Raw genomic sequence first — 16,249 nt, forward strand, 5'->3', positions numbered from 1 at the left:
ACCACCCCCCCGCCCCGCGGCGCGCCCCGGTTGGGGCGGCCGCGCGCGCGGGGGGGGGGGGGCGGGGCCCCCCCCCCCCCCCCCCCCCCGCCCCCCCCCCCCCACCCCCGGGAATGTTGAGCCGGGGGCCACTGTTGTCGGTGTCATCGGTACATCAACGTCGTACGTGGAGAGGGAGTCCGTCGCATGGGTTCGACCATCTGCCCGCGCCGCTCGAACGCCGCCGAACTGGAGTGGACGGTCCTGCACGCGGCCAGGACCACTCCCGAGCGGGCGCTGAGCGGATCGGATCGACAGCCCGTCTCGAAGCAAGGTCGACTATTCTCCGATTCGAGCGGGTCCGGTTTCGGCTCCGCCACAGCGTTGGAGGAGGTGGGTCCGGTCACTGGGACCGACACAGGGACCGACGACGGCCGCGCGCAGGAGACGACCGCCGAGCGCAACGCGCGCTTCGAGCGGGACGCGCTCGGTTTCCTCGACCAGATGTACTCGGCCGCGCTGCGCATGACGCGCAACCCCGCCGACGCCGAGGACCTGGTCCAGGAGACGTACGCCAAGGCCTACGGCTCCTTCCACCAGTTCCGTGAGGGCACCAACCTCAAGGCGTGGATGTACCGCATCCTCACCAATACGTTCATCAACTCGTACCGCAAGAAGCAGCGCGAACCTCAGCGCAGCGCCGCCGAGGAGATCGAGGACTGGCAGCTGGCGCGCGCGGAGTCGCACATGTCGACGGGTCTGCGTTCCGCCGAGTCGCAGGCGCTCGACCACCTGCCCGACTCGGACGTGAAGTCCGCTCTGCAGGCGATCCCCGAAGAGTTCCGCATCGCCGTTTATCTCGCCGATGTAGAGGGCTTTGCCTACAAGGAGATCGCGGACATCATGGGGACTCCCATCGGTACGGTGATGTCCCGACTGCACCGGGGCCGCCGCCAGCTGCGCGGCATGCTGGAGGACTACGCCCGTGAGCGCGGGCTCGTCCCGGCCGGTGCCGGAGAGTCGGACGATCGGAAAGGCTCGGGCTCATGAGCTGCGGAGAGCCGCACGAGACGGACTGCTCAGAGGTCCTCGATCATCTCTATGAGTTCCTCGACCACGAGATGCCCGACAGCGACTGCACCAAGTTCGAGGTCCACTTCGAGGAGTGCTCCCCGTGCCTGGAGAAGTACGGCCTGGAGCAGGCCGTGAAGAAGCTGGTGAAACGCTGCTGCGGCCAGGACGACGTGCCGACCGACCTGCGCTCCAAGGTGATGGGCCGGATCGATCTGATCCGCTCGGGACAGGCCGTGCCCGAGCAGGACGTGACGACGTCGGAGACCGGCCGCCCGGCCGCAGCCACGGAATGACGCCGTAGCCCGGCGGCCGTCCCGCCGGGGCCCGGCCGCCCGGGTCCGCCCGCGCACCATCCGCGTCCGCACCACATCACCCGAATGTGCTAATCGGGCCCATCGGGGCTCGGTGGGAAACACAACTCGCTAGCCTGGCGCCTCCATTGACCATGTTGGGGGGCGGGCCGGGCGGGTGGGAGCGACACAGGGGGCGGCACGTGCGTACGTCCTGGTGGCCGCGGCCGGTGCCCTGCTCTGTGTGCTGCCGGCGCTGCGCACGGGCGCCGGGATCCCCTGGGCCACCGTCGGACTGCTGACCGCGCTCTATCTGGCCTGTGAACTCCCCGGGCGTTGCCCCTTCTTCGGCAGCACCGTGCCCATCGGAGCCGGATCGTTCTTTCCGCTGCTGCTTGCCGCGGCTTTTCTGCTGCCGCCCGCCGCGGCCGGCCTGGTCGCGATCCCCGGATCGCTCGTCGGCCGGGTGGAGAACAGGCCCGCCGCCGCACGGCGGGTCTGGCGGGCCGCGCAGCTCGCCGTCACCGTCGAGGCGGCCTCGTGCGTCCACGGGCTGCTGGGCGGCGCGGCCACGCTCGGTGGGTCCGGCGCCGACCGGCTCCCCGACCTCCCGTACGCCCTGCTGCCCGCCTGCGCGGCCGCCCTGGCCTTCAGCCTCGTCCTGGCCGCCCTGGACGGCTCCATCCTGGTCGTGGCCGAACGGCTGCCCGTACGGCGCGCCTGGGACGGGCTGCTGTCCCGCTCACTGGGACCGCACCTGGTGCACGGACTCGCCGGACTGATGATGGCCGTGCTGTGGCGCGGTCCGTACGGTCCGGTGTCCGCGCTCATCGTCCTGCTGCCGATGTACATCTCCTGCTGGGTCTTCGCCCAGTACCACCGCGAGCACGCCGCCCACCGCGCCACCATCAGGGCACTGGTGCAGGCCGTCGACATCAAGGACGCGTACACCCGGGGTCACAGCGAACGGGTCGGACAGGCCTCCGTCCTCATCGCCCGCGAACTGGGCATGGAGCAGGGCCGTCTGGAGGTCCTGCGGTTCGCCGGCATCCTGCACGACGTGGGCAAGCTCGGTGTCCCGACCCGGGTGCTCCGCAAGGACGGACCGCTCACCCCGGAGGAACGGCGGGTGATCGAACTGCATCCGGAGTACGGGCACGAGATCGTCCGCGGCATCGGCTTCCTCGGCGAGGCCCGGGACGCGATCCTGCACCACCACGAACGGCTCGACGGCAGCGGCTACCCGTACGGGCTCAGCGGCCGGGCGATCCCCGAGTTCGCCCGGGTCGTCGCGGTGGCGGACGCCTTCGACGCGATGACGTCGACCCGGTCGTACCGCAGGGGGCGGCCGGTGCCCGCGGCGCTGGAGGAGCTGAATCGTTGCTCTGGCACGCAGTTCGATCCGCAGATGGTACGGGCGCTGGTGCGCGGGGTGGAACGGCACGGGTGGTCGCCGTCGACAGCGGTGACGGCGGACGAGGCGATTCCGCGGCCACGGAACGGGGAGGCACCGATGTCCCCGGCACGTCCGCCGCGGTCGGACGCGTTCGACGCGGCGCGCGGTCCTGTGGCGCCCGCCGACGGCCTCGGGGCGTCCCTCGGTCCGCAGCCGTCCGCGGACCGGCCCGGATGAACCCGGCCCGCACCCGGCGAAAGGCGCTGCCCCCGGCCGTCCTCGCCGTGCGCGGCGCCGCCGCCGCGCTCGCCGCCGCCGGGCTCGGCCACACCCTCTGGGACGGTGTCCACCAGCCCGGCCACGCCCTCGCCTTCGGGGTCCTCATCACCGTCGGTGAACTGGCCCGCTGGGGCGCGCTGCCCGGCGAACGCGAGCCCGCGCCGCTCGGGGCCGCGGGGGCGCTCGCGTACGCCCTGCTCGGCCGCAGCGGCGGCGCGCCCACCGGCCACGGCGTCCTCCAGGTGGTCGCCGTGCTCGTCGCGGCGCAGCTCGTCGCCTGTGTGCCGCATGTGGCCCGGGGCAGCGGACCCTCGCTCGACCGGGTGGCCCGCCGCATCCTGACCGTCGCCTTCGCCGCCGTGTGCTTCCAGCCGCTGTACAACTCCGGCCGCGTCGCGAGCCGGCTCGGCGAAGGCCCGTACTACGTGCTCTTCCCGCTCCTGCTCCTCGTTCTGACCGCGCTGTGCGACGCCGTGCTCGCCGCGCTGCTGCTGCGTTCGCGCACCCGCCATCCCTACGGGCCGCTGCTCCACGACGAGCTGCGCGCCCTCGTCGGCATCGGGTCCGCGGTCTGCGCGACCGGGGTCGTGATGGCACTCGGGGTCGCCGTCGCGGGGCTGTGGGCGCTGCCCGTCCTGTGCGTACCGCTGCTGCTCACCCAGGTCTCGTTCCGCCGGTTCGTCGCCGTGCGCACCACCTACCGGCAGACGATCACCTCGCTCGCCCGGTCCACCGAGATCGCCGGGTACACCCCGCACGGCCACGCCCGCAGGGTCGCGACGCTCTGCACCGCCGTCGGCCGCGAGCTGGGGCTCTCCGGACACGAGCTGACCGTGCTGGAGTACGCGGCCCTGATGCACGACATCGGCCAGCTCTCCCTGGTCGACCCGGTCCCGGACGGTGCGACGGCCACCCTGCCCCGGGCCGAGCAGCGCCGCATCGCGCTGCTCGGCGGGGCGGTGGTCCGGCAGACCGGGGTGGACGCCGACGTCGCGGTCGTGGTGGAACGACAGGCCGACCCCTTCCGCGAGCAGCCGCTTTCCGCCAGGATCGTCAGGGCCGTCAACGCATACGACGACCTCTGCGGGGAAAGTCTCATCGGGCCGCTGGGCGCGCTGGAACAACTCAGGCTCGGGACCGGTCACGACTATCAGCCCGAGGTCGTGGAATCCCTGGCCCGGGTCCTGGCACGGGACGGTCCGACCCCCGTTCCGCCCGGGTAACCCATGGGTAATGAGCGAGCGTCCGGCCGGGCATGGTTGGATGCGAAGAGGAGCGGAAAACGAGGGTGTCCAGTCGGGACGGGCGGGAATCGTGAGGATCTTCGGGAAGGTACGGCATCGGCCCTCCGCCTCTTGGCGGCAGGCCACGGACCGCGCGTTCACGCTGATCGGCGACGGCCGGTACGAGGACGCGGGCGCACTGCTGACACGTGCGGCGGACCTGGAACCCTGGCTCTCGGAGTCATGGTTCAACCTGGCGCTGCTGCACAAATTCCGGCATGACTGGGAACAGGCGAGAGCCGCCGGCCTCAGGGCCGTCGCGCTGCTCGACAAGGAGTCCGGTGCTCCCGACTGGTGGAACGTCGGGATCGCCGCCACCGCCTTGCAGGACTGGCCGCTGGCGCGCCGCGCCTGGCAGGCGTACGGCCTGAAGGTGCCGGGGGCCGGCCAGCACACCTCGGCGGCCAACAGCGAGCCCGTCGGCATGGAGCTCGGCAGCGCCGCGGTACGGCTGTCGCCGGAGGGCGAGGCCGAGGTCGTCTGGGGCCGCAGGCTCGATCCGGCCCGGATGGAGGTGCTCTCCATCCCGCTGCCGTCGTCCGGCCGGCGCTGGGGAGAGGTCGTCCTGCACGACGGGGTGCCGCACGGCGAGCGGGTCACCGCGGCCGGCCCCGCGTACCCCGTCTTCGACGAGATCGAGCTGTGGGCGCCGTCCCCCGTTCCCACCTGGGTGGTGCTGCTGGAAGCGGCCACCGAGGCGGACCGGGACGCGCTGGAGCAGCTGGCCTCCGACGCGGGGTTCGCCGCCGAGGACTGGTCGTCCTCCGTGCGGCTGCTCTGCCGGGCCTGTTCGGAGAGCAGGATGGAGAGCGACGAGGGCGACGGCGAGCACCTGGATCCGCACGACCACAGCGAGCCGGGGCATCCGGGCCCGCTGGGGCACCGCACCGCAGGTGAGCTGTGGGTGCCCGAGCGCGAGTGCGGGATAGCGGCGCCGGCCGGGCTGGTGCGCGGACTGCTGGACGGCTGGGTGGCGGACAGCCCGGACAGCCGTGAGTGGCGGGATCTCGAAGAAGTCTGCTGACCGGTGCCCGTAGGCTGTACGGGCACCGGTCGCGGTGCTCGGGTACCCGGCCCCCGACCTTCGGATGCCCGGGTTTCAGGTTTTGAGGAAGGCGTACGGCGGACATGGCGCAGCAGGAGACGGACGAGCAGATCACCCTCGACGACGAAGGTTTCGTCGTGGACACGGAGGACTGCGAGGCGCGCGAGGCGGCACATCGCGAGCGCGGTACCTCCCGTCCGATCACGGTCGTGGGCAACCCGGTGCTGCACAAGGAGTGCCGGGACGTCACCGAGTTCGACGACGAGCTGGCCCGGCTGATCGACGACATGTTCGCCAGCCAGCGGACGGCGGAGGGTGTCGGTCTGGCCGCCAACCAGATCGGCGTCGACCTGAAGGTCTTCGTCTACGACTGCCCGGACGACGACGGCGTACGGCACGTGGGCGCCGTCTGCAACCCGGTGCTCGAGGAGCTGGCGCCCGAGGACCGGGTCCTGGACGACTCCAACGAGGGCTGCCTCTCGGTCCCGACGGCGTACGCCTCGCTGGCCCGCCCGGACTACGCGGTGGTCCGCGGACAGGACGCCAAGGGCAACCCGGTCAGGATCCGTGGCAACGGCTACTTCGCCCGCTGCCTCCAGCACGAGACGGACCACCTCTACGGGTACCTGTACATCGACCGGCTCTCGAAGCGGGACCGCAAGGACGCCCTGCGGCAGATGGCGGAGAACACCCCGCGCTACGAGATCGTGCCGAACGACTGACGTCCGGCTGCCACCGACGGGCCCGGCATCCCCTGCGCGGGAGGCCGGGCCCGTCGGCCCTTGTCTGTTGACCGTCCGTCAACCACCGTTTGTCCGTGGGCAGTTGACGCGCGTCGACTCGTCCGACAAGCTCTCTCACCACATCTCCGTCGTGGTAGGGAACCCCTCATGCTCAGACGCACCGCACGACTCCTGCTCGGTCTTGTCATGACCATGGCTTTCGCTTTGGGTGGGGCCGTGGTCACCGCCGGCACCGCACAGGCCGACGGCTGCTACACCTGGACCCGCACCCTGTCCCCCGGCGCCACCGGCAACGACGTGGTCCAGCTCCAGATACGGGTGGCCGGCTACCCCGGCTACAACTCCGTGCTCGCCCTCGACGGTTCCTACGGACCGGCCACCACCGCCGCCGTCAAGCGCTTCCAGGCCGCCTACGGTCTCGCCGCGGACGGCATCGCGGGTCCGGCCACCCAGGCCAAGATCTATGAGCTCCAGGACAACGACTGCACCCCGGTCCACTTCACGTACGCCGAGCACAACCAGTGCAACTCGACCTGGGCGGGTGGTGCCGTCGCGGCGGGCACGGCGAAGGCCAACGCCCTGAGCACCATGTGGAAACTGGAGGCGCTGCGGCACGCGCTCGGCGACCAGCCGATCCGGATCACCAGCGGATTCCGCTCCACCTCCTGCAACAGCGCGGTCGGCGGCGCGTCCAACAGCCGTCATCTGTACGGGGACGCGGCCGACCTCGGCGCCGGACCGCACGCGCTGTGCACCCTCGCCAAGGAGGCCCGCAACCACGGCTTCAACGGGATCCTCGGCCCCGGCTACCCGGACCACGGCGACCACGTCCACGTCAACCAGGGGCCCAGCCACTTCTGGTCGGCACCGAACTGCGGCATCTGACACACGAGGGCCCCGTACGCCGGTCCGACCGAACCGGCGTACGGGGCCCATCTCCATGTACCGCCCGTGTCAGGCGGTCCTTGCCGTCAGCCGCGTCGCGCCCGTCGTCTGGACCGCGGCGCCGTCCGGAGCCCGCTCCGTCAGACGGAGCTGGGAGATGGCGTTGCGCAGGGTCAGCCCCCCGGCCCCGGTGTCCAGCTGCCAGCGCTGTGTACGCGCCGTCGCCGAACAGGCCCCGAGCGAGAGCTCCGCCCCCACCTCCAGCGGGGCGCCCAGGTACTTCTTTCCGCGCACCGCGTCCAGGCACTGACCGGTCTCGGACGACCGCACCGTGTAGTAGCCGTCGGCGGTGGCCGTCAGCGTCCAGGAGGCGGTACCGGCCCCCACCAGGGAGACGCCCGCGTCCGCGGCGGGGGAGAGCGCCCGGTCGCCCGCGGTCAGCCGGTACGTGCCGTCGGCGAGCGGGGTGCGGTCGGTGTTCGACCAGCCCGGCGCGTGACCGATCCGCCGGGCCAGTGCCTCGAAACCGGCATACGTCTCACTGGGTTTCGGGCCGCCCCAGGTGGCCTGTGCGAGGAAGCGCAGCGGCATGAAGGTCTTCGCCTCCACCTCGTTCTCGGTCTCGGCCGCCGCGCTGTCCGGCCACAGGCTGATCTTGGCGCCGGTGAGGTTCGCGGCCGTCGCGGGCAGCGTCTCGCCCTCGAAGCGCAGCGGCGTCCAGTCGCTCTCGTAGAGCTGTCGCGTCTGCGTCGTGTAGCCGCCTCGCACCAGGTAGAGCGCGTACGCCGAGTTCATGACCTGTCGGCCCTCGGCGAGCAGCGCGGACGGCTTCTGGATGGCGCCGCCGCCCAGCCAGTGCTCCACGGTGATGTCACGGTTCAGCGGGACGACGCCGTTGCGGCCGGCCAGGCCGTCGTTCCAGATCCGCAGCGAACGGCCCCCGGCCCTCACATGCTCGTCGACCTGGTTGATGAAGTCGACGAAGAGGTCGTCGGGGGTCGCGCCCGCGCCGAACCTCGCGGTCGCCGCGGTCTGCAGCTGCGGGTAGTTCGGGTAGGACGAGCCGATCATGTACTCGTCGGCGCCCATGTGCCAGGCGCGGGTGTCCCACACCTTCAGCGCCTCGTCGACCATCGAGGTGTAGTACGTCAGTGCTTCGGGCCGGGAGATGTCGAGCCGGGGCGGGGAGGCGACGCCGTTCCTGTCCTTGAGCTGGAGCTCCGGGTGGTTCTCCAGGTAGGTGTCCATGTGGCCGGGGGAGTTGATCTCCGGCACCAGCTCGATGTGGTACTTCTTCGCCAGCGCCACCAGGGTGCGGACCTGAGGCTTCGTGTAGTAGCCCCAGAACGCCGACGCCGGGTCGGTGTCGCTCTTGACCTTGGCCTCGATCCACAGCTGGTTGAGCTTCTGGGACGCCATGTCCTTCATCAGCCGTTCGAACCACGGGATCGAGACGTTGATGTAGCAGGCGCACACCCCGACCCCGCGCTCACGGTACGCGGGCACGTCGGTCGCCGATCCGCGCGCGGCGCGGCCGTCGTCGTTCAGCAGCTGGAGGACGGTCCGCGAACCGTAGAAGACGCCGGTGGAGGTCGCGGCCGTGACCGTGACCCGGTCGCCGACGTCGAGCCGATAGCCCTCCGCGCCCAGCGTCTTCTTCTGGGACGGGTCCTGCCGCAGCACGATGTCGCCGGTACGGGCCGCCGCCGCGCCCCGCGACACCGAAGCCTTCCCGGTCAGTTCGCCGGCGAAGCGGCGCGCGTCGCCGACGGTGCGGTCGTCCCGCACCCCGTCCAGTACGATCCGCGCCCGGTCGGCCAGCGTGAACTCGCCCTCGCCGGGCTGCCATTGCCGCAGAGAGGGCAGCACCTCGGGCGGTGGTGCGGCGGCGGACGCGTCCTCGGCCGCCGCGCTCTGCCAGGGCAGCAGCGCGGCGGCGAGCGCAGCCACCACAGCCCCGATGGTCCTTCGTCGTGCCATCCACATGTCCATGGGACCGACCCTCTTGGGTCACCCGGGCCATGGTCCATGGACAGGTGTGCTCAACGGTTGGACGAATGATCCGACGTCAGATCTGTGACGGGTCAGGCTACCTCGGTCATGGCGCCTGGGCCGCGGAAGGTGCGGCGGTAGGCGTTCGGCGTGGTGCCCAACGATCGTACGAACTGGTGGCGCAGTGCGGCGGCCGTTCCGAAGCCGGTGCGCCCGGCGATCGTGTCCACTGTTTCATCGGATGTCTCCAGGAGATGCTGTGCCAGCAGCACCCGCTGACGGAGCAGCCAGCGGTACGGAGTGGTGCCCGTCTCCTGCTGGAAGCGGCGGGCGAAGGTGCGTGGGGACATGTGTGCCTGGGCGGCGAGCTGTTCGACGGTCATCTCCTGGTCGAGGTGGCGCTCCATCCAGGCCAGGGTCCCGCCGACCGTGTCGCACCGGGTGCGGGGCAGCGGCCGCTTGATGTACTGCGCCTGCCCGCCGTCGCGGTGCGGCGGCACCACCATGCGGCGGGCGATGGCGTTGGCGGCATCGGGGCCGTACGCCTGCCGGACCAGATGCAGACAGGCGTCGATCCCGGCCGCCGTGCCCGCCGAGGTGATGACCGGGCCCTCGTCCACGTACAGCACGTCGGGTTCGACGACCGCCCGCGGGAAGCGGCGGGCCAGTTCGTCGGCATGACGCCAGTGGGTGGTGCAGCGACGGCCGTCCAGCAGCCCGGCCGCCCCGAGCACATAGGCCCCGGAGCAGACGCTCATCACCCGGGCGCCCCGGTCCACGGCCCGGCGCAGGGCGTCGAGGAGCTCCTCGGGGTAGTCCCGTGCGATGAAGTGGCTGCCGGCCGGCACGGCGATGAGGTCGGCCTCCTCCAGGCGGTCGAGGCCGTGTGGCGTACTGATGGTGAATCCGGCGTGGGTCCGCAGCACCGGGCCCTCGGCGGAGACCACGGCGAAGTCGTGGACCGGCAGGCCCTCGTCGCTGCGGTCGAGCCCGAAGACCTCGCACAGCACACCCAGCTCGAAGGGATGGACCTCGTCGAGCAGCAGGGCGGCGACATTGTTCAGCATGACGCCAGTGTGGCAGTAATTCGATGGTCCATGACAGTCCTGCCACTGCCGCAATCCGTCCGCGCGGACGAGAGTAGAGCCATGAACACATTCCAGAACGTACTGGGCATAGCCGCACTTTTCGCTCTCGTCCTGCTGCCTGCCCTGGCCGGACTCGCCCGGGAGCGCCGCATCGACCGCGAGCTGCGCGCCGCGGAACGGGCACGGAGTGACGGCCCCCCGGAAACGACGGGCGCCGCGCAGCCCGTCATGGCTGCGCGGCGCCCCCACCTCAGAAGCTGGGCCAGGATCTAGGGGTATGCCGTCCGGATCACGCCGGGCTCGCCGATCCGGCCCGATCCGACCGAAAGACCTAGAAGTCGTCGTCGAACGCGACCGATCCCTCCACCGCCACCTGGTACGCGGACGGCCGGCGCTCGAAGAAGTTCGTCAGCTCCTGCACGCCCTGCAGCTCCATGAACGAGAACGGGTTCTCGGAGCCGTAGACCGCGGGGAAGCCCAGCCGGGTGAGCCGCTGGTCGGCCACGCACTCCAGGTACTGCCGCATCGACTCCGTGTTCATGCCCGGCAGACCGTCACCGCACAGATCGCGGCCGAACTGCAGCTCCGCCGCCACGGCCTCCTTCAGCATGTCGGTGACCTGCTGCTGGAGCTCGTCGTCGAAGAGGTCGGGCTCCTCCTTGCGGACGGTGTCCACGACCTCGAACGCGAAGTTCATGTGCATCGTCTCGTCACGGAAGACCCAGTTGGTACCCGTGGCGAGACCGTGCAGCAGACCCCGCGAGCGGAACCAGTAGACGTACGCGAACGCGCCGTAGAAGAACAGCCCCTCGATGCACGCCGCGAAGCAGATCAGGTTCAGCAGGAAGCGGCGGCGGTCGGCCTTCGTCTCCAGCCGCTCGATCTTCTCGACCGAATCCATCCACTTGAAGCAGAACTGCGCCTTCTCACGGATCGAGGGGATCTCCTCGACCGCGTCGAACGCGGCGGCACGGTCGTCCGGGTCGGGCAGATAGGTGTCCAGCAGCGTCAGATAGAACTGGACGTGCACGGCCTCCTCGAAGAGCTGCCGCGACAGATACAGCCGCGCCTCGGGGGAGTTGATGTGCTTGTACAGCGTCAGCACGAGGTTGTTGGAGACGATCGAGTCACCCGTCGCGAAGAACGCGACGAGCCGGCCGATCATGTGCTGCTCACCGGGGGAGAGCTTCGCGAGGTCGGCGACGTCGGAGTGGAGGTCGACCTCCTCCACCGTCCAGGTGTTCTTGATCGCGTCGCGGTAGCGCTCGTAGAAGTCCGGGTAGCGCATGGGCCGCAGGGTCAGCTCGAAGCCGGGGTCGAGCAGGTTCTTCTCGGATTCGGTGGAGCTCATCACTGGCAGGCCTCGCAGGACTCGGGGTTTTCCAGGGAGCAGGCGATCGCGTCGGCGTCGGGCGTCGAGGCCTGCTGCACGGGGATGGGGGCGGTGGCCGCGGACGGGCCGGAGGCCGCACGGGCGATCCGGGTCGCCGGGCGCGAGCGCAGGTAGTACGTCGTCTTCAGCCCCTGCTTCCAGGCGTACGCGTACATCGAGGAGAGCTTGCCGATCGTCGGCGTCTCCATGAAGAGGTTCAGCGACTGGCTCTGGTCGAGGAACGGCGTACGGGCCGCCGCCATGTCGATCAGTCCGCGCTGCGGGATCTCCCACGCCGTGCGGTACAGCTTCCGCACGTCCTCGGGGATCCAGGCGAAGCCCTGCACGGAGCCGCTGGCCTCGCGCAGCGCCTCACGGGTGCGGGCGTCCCACACGCCGAGCTGCTTCAGCTCGTCCACCAGATACGCGTTGACCTGGAGGAACTCGCCGCTGAGCGTCTCGCGCTTGAACAGGTTGGAGACCTGCGGCTCGATGCACTCGTACACCCCGGCGATCGAGGCGATCGTCGCCGTGGGTGCGATGGCGAGCAGCAGGGAGTTGCGCATGCCAGTCGTGGCGACCCGGGCGCGCAGCGCGTCCCAGCGCTCCGGCCAGTTCAGCTCGGTGTCATAGTGGTCGGGGTGCAGCACCCCGCGCGCGGCACGCGTCTCGGCCCAGGCGGGCAGCGGGCCGGAGCGCTCGGCGAGGTCGCAGGACGCCTCGTACGCGGCCAGCATGATGCGCTCGGAGATCTTCGTGGAGAGCGCGCGGGCCTCGGGGGAGTCGAAGGGCAGGCGCAGCTGGAAGAAGACGTCCTGCAGACCCATCGCGCCCAGGCCCACCGGGCGCCACCTGGCGTTGGAGCGGCCGGCCTGCTCGGTCGGGTAGAAGTTGATATCGACGACCCGGTCGAGGAAGGTCACGGCGGTACGGACGGTGGCGTCCAGCCGCTCCCAGTCGATGGCGCCGTCGGCGACGAACGCGCCCAGGTTGACCGAGCCCAGGTTGCAGACGGCCGTCTCGCCGTCGTCGGTGACTTCGAGGATCTCGGTGCACAGATTCGAGGAGTGGACGACGCGGCCCGGCTCGGCGGTCTGGTTCGCGGTCCGGTTGGAGGCGTCCTTGAACGTCATCCAGCCCTGGCCGGTCTGCGCGAGGGTACGCATCATCCGGCCGTACAGCTCGCGGGCCGGCATCGACTTGCGGGCCAGCCCCTCGGCCTCGGCGGCCCGGTACGCGGCGTCGAACTCGTCGCCCCACAGGTCGACCAGCTCGGGCACGTCCGCGGGGGAGAACAGCGACCAGTCGCCGTCCGCGTCGACCCGGCGCATGAACTCGTCGGGGATCCAGTGCGCCAGGTTGAGGTTGTGCGTACGCCGCTGGTCCTCGCCCGTGTTGTCGCGCAGCTCCAGGAACTCCTCGATGTCGGCGTGCCAGGTCTCCAGGTAGACGGCGGCGGCACCCTTGCGCCGGCCCCCCTGGTTGACCGCGGCGACGGAGGCGTCGAGCGTCTTCAGGAACGGCACGATGCCGTTGGAGTGCCCGTTGGTGCCCCGGATCAGCGAACCGCGGGCACGGACGCGGGAGTACGAGAGCCCGATGCCGCCCGCGTGCTTCGAGAGTCGCGCCACCTGGTGGTAGCGGTCGTAGATCGAGTCGAGTTCGTCGAGCGGGGAGTCCAGCAGGTAGCAGGAGGACATCTGCGGGTGCCGGGTACCGGAGTTGAAGAGGGTCGGCGAGGAGGGCAGATAGTCGAGCCGGCTCATCAGCCCGTACAGCGCGGCGACTTCGTCCAGGGCGCGCTGCGAATCGTCCTCGGCGAGACCGGACGCGACCCGCAGCATGAAGTGCTGGGGCGTCTCGATGACCTGGCGGGTGTGCGGGTGGCGCAGCAGATAGCGGCTGTGCAGGGTCCGCAGCCCGAAGTAACCGAACCGGTCGTCGGCGCCGTCGGCGAGCGAGCGCTCCACCAGCGCGTCGAGGGCGTCCGCGTGCAGCGCGACGAACTCGGCGGTACGGTCCGCGATCAGGCCCTCGTGGTGCCCGACGGCGACGGAGGCGGAGAAGGAGACCGCGCCCTGGCCGGCCGCTTCGTCCGCGATGGCGCGGGTCAGGAGCCTGGCGGCGAGCCGGGAGTACGCGGGGTCCTCGGAGATCAGCCCCGCGGCGGCCTCGGTGGCCAGCGAGCGCAGCTCGGCCTCGTCCGACCGGGCGCTGCGGCCGCGCAGCGCGGCGGCGGCGACACGACCGGGGTCGGTGTCGGGCAGATCGACGGTGAGGTCGGTCAGGGTCCGCAGCAGTGCGGTCCCCGGTCCGTCGTGTGCGGTCCCCTCGGACTCGGCCGCTACGGACACGGCGACTGAAGCCGGATCGGCTGGCGCGATGGTCACGTGGTGCTCTCCCTCGCTCGGCTCGGGGCCGGCGGGGAACGGGGCAGCCGGGCAGAGGCGGGCCCGAGCGGGGCAGCACTCCGTACGGCGTCCACCGGCCCATCCGCGAGGCCCGGACGTCTGGCATCCGGTTCGGTCGAGCCGGATGCGCTGTCGGCAGGTCCTCGGACTTACTCGGGGGTGCGCAAAAGCGCACCGAACACACCGTTGCGGGACAGTTCCGGATTCGCACCGGATTCCCCTGCGGCGACAGCGAGCATGAGCATACATGTGGGGGCCGCCCGATGAGGCAGCCCCCACATGTTGTGTCGGCCGACTCGGGTCAAGCCCACAGAACGAGCTGTGCGGCCCTCTCCGGGGCCGCGTGGCCCCGATCGCGCGGACGGCCCGCCGAGCCCCGCAGGAGGGGGCTCGACGGGCCGTCGGCCGGTGGTGGAGCGTACGTCAGTGGCCGCCGCCCGGCGCTCCGGCCGTGGCCGGCGGGAGCTTCACCTGGACGCCCGGGTCGCCCGCGTCGGCCGTGTAGTCGGCCGGGGAGGTCTCGTCGATCCCGGTGGGTGCCTTCACCGCGTTCAGGACGAAGGTCAGCACCACTGTCACGACCACATTCAGCACGAACGCCGTCAGGCCGATGTAGCCGATCTCGCCGATGCCGGGAATCTCCTTGGACGAACCGCCGAAGTGCGCCTGGGTCGGGCTGGCGACCCCGTACGCGGCCACCGTCCCGTACACCATGCCGACCGCCCAGCCCGCGAGCAGTGCCCAGCGGTGGAACCAGCGGGTGAACAGGCCGCCGACCAGGGCCGGCATCGTCTGGAGGATCCAGATCCCGCCGAGCAGCTGGAAGTTGATTGCGACCGTCTTGTCCATGGTGAGGACGAAGGCGAGCGCGCCGACCTTCACCAGCAGGGACACCAGCTTGGAGACCTTGGTCTCCTGCTCCGGGGTGGCGTCCGGCTTGAGGAAGTCCTTGTAGATGTTGCGGGTGAAGAGGTTCGCGGCGGCGATCGACATGATCGCGGCGGGCACCAGGGCGCCGATGCCGATGGCGGCGAACGCGACCCCCGCGAACCAGTCGGGGAACATGTTCTCGAACAGCTGGGGGATGGCCAACTGCCCGTTGTCCACCTTGATCCCGGCGGCGATCGCCATGAAGCCGAGCAGCGCGAGCAGGCCCAGCATCAGCGAGTACAGCGGCAGGATCGTGGTGTTGCGCCGGATCACGTTGCGGCTGCGGCTGGAGAGCGTCGCCGTGATCGAGTGCGGATACATGAAGAGAGCCAGTGCCGAGCCCAACGCGAGGGTGGCGTAACCCCATTGGCCCGCCTCGCCGGGTGCCAGCGCGCCGCGCGGCTTGCCGGTCGCCGGGTTGGTCTGCGAGAACGCCTCGCCCGCCTTGGCGAAGATGTCGTGGAAGCCGCCGAGCTTGATCGGGATGTAGATGATCGCCACCGCGATGACCAGGTAGATCAGTCCGTCCTTGACGAACGCGATCAGCGCCGGTGCCCGCAGGCCGGACGAGTAGGTGTACGCGGCGAGCACCGCGAATGCGATCAGCAGCGGCAGGTCCTTGACGAACCAGTGGGTGTTCTCTCCGCCGCCCACGCCCATCACGTCCAGCACGGCCTGGATGCCGACGAGTTGGAGCGCGATGTACGGCATCGTGGCGAGGATGCCCGTGACGGCGACCGCCAGCGAGAGGCCCTTCGAGCCGAAGCGCCCGCGGACGAAGTCCGAGGTGGTGACGTACCCGTGCTTGTGCGAGACGGACCACAGCCGCGGCAGGAAGGTGAAGATCAGCGGGTACACGAGGATGGTGTACGGCACGGCGAAGAAGCCTGCCGCGCCCGCCGCGTAGATCGCCGCGGGCACGGCGACGAAGGTGTACGCGGTGTACAGGTCGCCGCCGAGCAGGAACCAGGTGACCCAGGTGCCGAACGACCGTCCGCCCAGGCCCCATTCGTCGAGGCTGGCCTCGTTCTCGGCCTTGCGCCAGCGCGCCGCCAGGAAGCCCATGACCGTGACGGCCAGGAAGAAGAAGATGAAGACGCCGAGCGCGACGCCGTTCACGCCGTCCTTCATGCCGACGCACCCCCCTTGCGGGCGCGCTGGTCACGCTGCCACAGCTTGTACGCGACCATGGTGAGCGCGGTGGAGATCAGCACCCAGAGCATCTGGTACCAGTAGAAGAACGGGATGCCGATGAAGGTGGGGTCCACCTTCGCGTACGAACTCACCCAGAGCATCGCCACGAACGGCGCGACGAGACACAGGGCGATGACCACCCGTACGGGCGTGATCGTGGGCGGTTTTCCTTCAGGCTCTGCTGCCATGCGGCGACTCCGTCCCCTCGCTGATCACCTGGTGTAATGCGCACGAAATCTAGGGGAGGCTTCCGGTCACCGTCACCCCCTGTCCGCATTGCGGTCCGGC

14 protein-coding genes and 1 riboswitch are annotated in these 16,249 nt (G+C 70.6%); of the genes, 8 read left to right on the forward strand and 6 right to left on the reverse strand.

Going from position 1 to position 16,249, the window contains the following annotated elements; translation table 11 throughout:
* Positions 1–372: 372 nt before the first annotated feature.
* The 7 genes from ACIRP2_RS11905 (at position 373) to ACIRP2_RS11935 (ending at position 6,974) form a co-directional block, all read left to right on the forward strand.
* Positions 373–1,029 carry a sigma-70 family RNA polymerase sigma factor gene (locus tag ACIRP2_RS11905; RefSeq protein ID WP_189273941.1) on the forward strand — a complete coding sequence of 219 codons (657 nt, stop codon included), beginning with the start codon at positions 373–375 and terminating at the stop codon, positions 1,027–1,029.
* Positions 1,026–1,346 carry a mycothiol system anti-sigma-R factor gene (gene rsrA, locus ACIRP2_RS11910; protein WP_404248958.1) on the forward strand — a complete coding sequence of 107 codons (321 nt, stop codon included), beginning with the start codon at positions 1,026–1,028 and terminating at the stop codon, positions 1,344–1,346. The genes ACIRP2_RS11905 and rsrA overlap by 4 nt, the downstream gene beginning before the upstream one ends.
* Before the next feature lie 175 nt (positions 1,347–1,521).
* Complete coding sequence (locus ACIRP2_RS11915) at positions 1,522–2,976, forward strand: HD-GYP domain-containing protein (protein WP_404248960.1); 1,455 nt, start codon at positions 1,522–1,524, stop codon at positions 2,974–2,976.
* Entirely contained in the window at positions 2,973–4,241 is a 1,269-nt protein-coding gene (locus ACIRP2_RS11920) for an HD-GYP domain-containing protein (protein WP_404248962.1), read from the forward strand. Before ACIRP2_RS11915 ends, ACIRP2_RS11920 begins: the two co-directional genes overlap by 4 nt.
* 91 nt (positions 4,242–4,332) lie before the next feature.
* Complete coding sequence (locus tag ACIRP2_RS11925) at positions 4,333–5,325, forward strand: hypothetical protein (protein ID WP_351075401.1); 993 nt, start codon at positions 4,333–4,335, stop codon at positions 5,323–5,325.
* Between the two features lie 104 nt (positions 5,326–5,429).
* Positions 5,430–6,068: a peptide deformylase gene (gene def, locus ACIRP2_RS11930; protein WP_391741658.1), complete on the forward strand. Its 639-nt coding sequence runs from the start codon at positions 5,430–5,432 to the stop codon at positions 6,066–6,068.
* Positions 6,069–6,236: 168 nt separating this feature from the next.
* Positions 6,237–6,974 (forward strand): D-Ala-D-Ala carboxypeptidase family metallohydrolase, encoded by a 738-nt coding sequence (locus tag ACIRP2_RS11935; protein ID WP_404248965.1) that lies wholly within the window; start codon positions 6,237–6,239, stop codon positions 6,972–6,974.
* Between the two features lie 69 nt (positions 6,975–7,043).
* Here ACIRP2_RS11935 and ACIRP2_RS11940 read toward each other — a convergent pair whose 3' ends face one another.
* Positions 7,044–8,954, reverse strand: a complete 1,911-nt coding sequence (locus tag ACIRP2_RS11940) for a family 20 glycosylhydrolase (RefSeq protein ID WP_404248967.1) — start codon at positions 8,952–8,954, stop codon at positions 7,044–7,046.
* 104 nt (positions 8,955–9,058) lie between these two features.
* Complete coding sequence (locus tag ACIRP2_RS11945) at positions 9,059–10,033, reverse strand: GlxA family transcriptional regulator (protein WP_404248969.1); 975 nt, start codon at positions 10,031–10,033, stop codon at positions 9,059–9,061.
* Positions 10,034–10,114: 81 nt separating this feature from the next.
* Here ACIRP2_RS11945 and ACIRP2_RS11950 point away from each other — a divergent pair, with 81 nt between their 5' ends.
* The gene (locus ACIRP2_RS11950; RefSeq protein WP_404248971.1) at positions 10,115–10,327 is read left to right on the forward strand and encodes a hypothetical protein; all 213 of its coding nucleotides are present in this window, start codon (positions 10,115–10,117) and stop codon (positions 10,325–10,327) included.
* 58 nt (positions 10,328–10,385) lie between these two features.
* On the opposite strand, the gene ACIRP2_RS11955 is transcribed toward ACIRP2_RS11950, so the two are convergent.
* The 4 genes from ACIRP2_RS11955 to ACIRP2_RS11970 form a co-directional block, all read right to left on the reverse strand.
* Positions 10,386–11,405, reverse strand: a complete 1,020-nt coding sequence (locus ACIRP2_RS11955) for a ribonucleotide-diphosphate reductase subunit beta (protein WP_404248973.1) — start codon at positions 11,403–11,405, stop codon at positions 10,386–10,388.
* Positions 11,405–13,816 (reverse strand): ribonucleoside-diphosphate reductase subunit alpha, encoded by a 2,412-nt coding sequence (locus ACIRP2_RS11960; protein WP_404248975.1) that lies wholly within the window; start codon positions 13,814–13,816, stop codon positions 11,405–11,407. The genes ACIRP2_RS11955 and ACIRP2_RS11960 overlap by 1 nt, the downstream gene beginning before the upstream one ends.
* 137 nt (positions 13,817–13,953) lie before the next feature.
* Positions 13,954–14,089, reverse strand: a riboswitch (cobalamin riboswitch).
* A gap of 171 nt (positions 14,090–14,260) precedes the next feature.
* On the reverse strand, positions 14,261–15,898 hold the full coding sequence (gene mctP, locus ACIRP2_RS11965) for a monocarboxylate uptake permease MctP (RefSeq protein ID WP_404248977.1): 1,638 nt from the start codon (positions 15,896–15,898) through the stop codon (positions 14,261–14,263).
* A complete protein-coding gene (locus ACIRP2_RS11970; RefSeq protein ID WP_404248979.1) occupies positions 15,895–16,149 on the reverse strand; it encodes a DUF3311 domain-containing protein in 255 nt (84 codons plus the stop codon). Before ACIRP2_RS11970 ends, mctP begins: the two co-directional genes overlap by 4 nt.
* Between the last annotated feature and the right edge of the window lie 100 nt (positions 16,150–16,249).

Origin of the sequence: Streptomyces sp. NPDC101194, from assembly GCF_044767885.1 — a bacterium.
GTDB lineage: Bacteria > Actinomycetota > Actinomycetes > Streptomycetales > Streptomycetaceae > Streptomyces.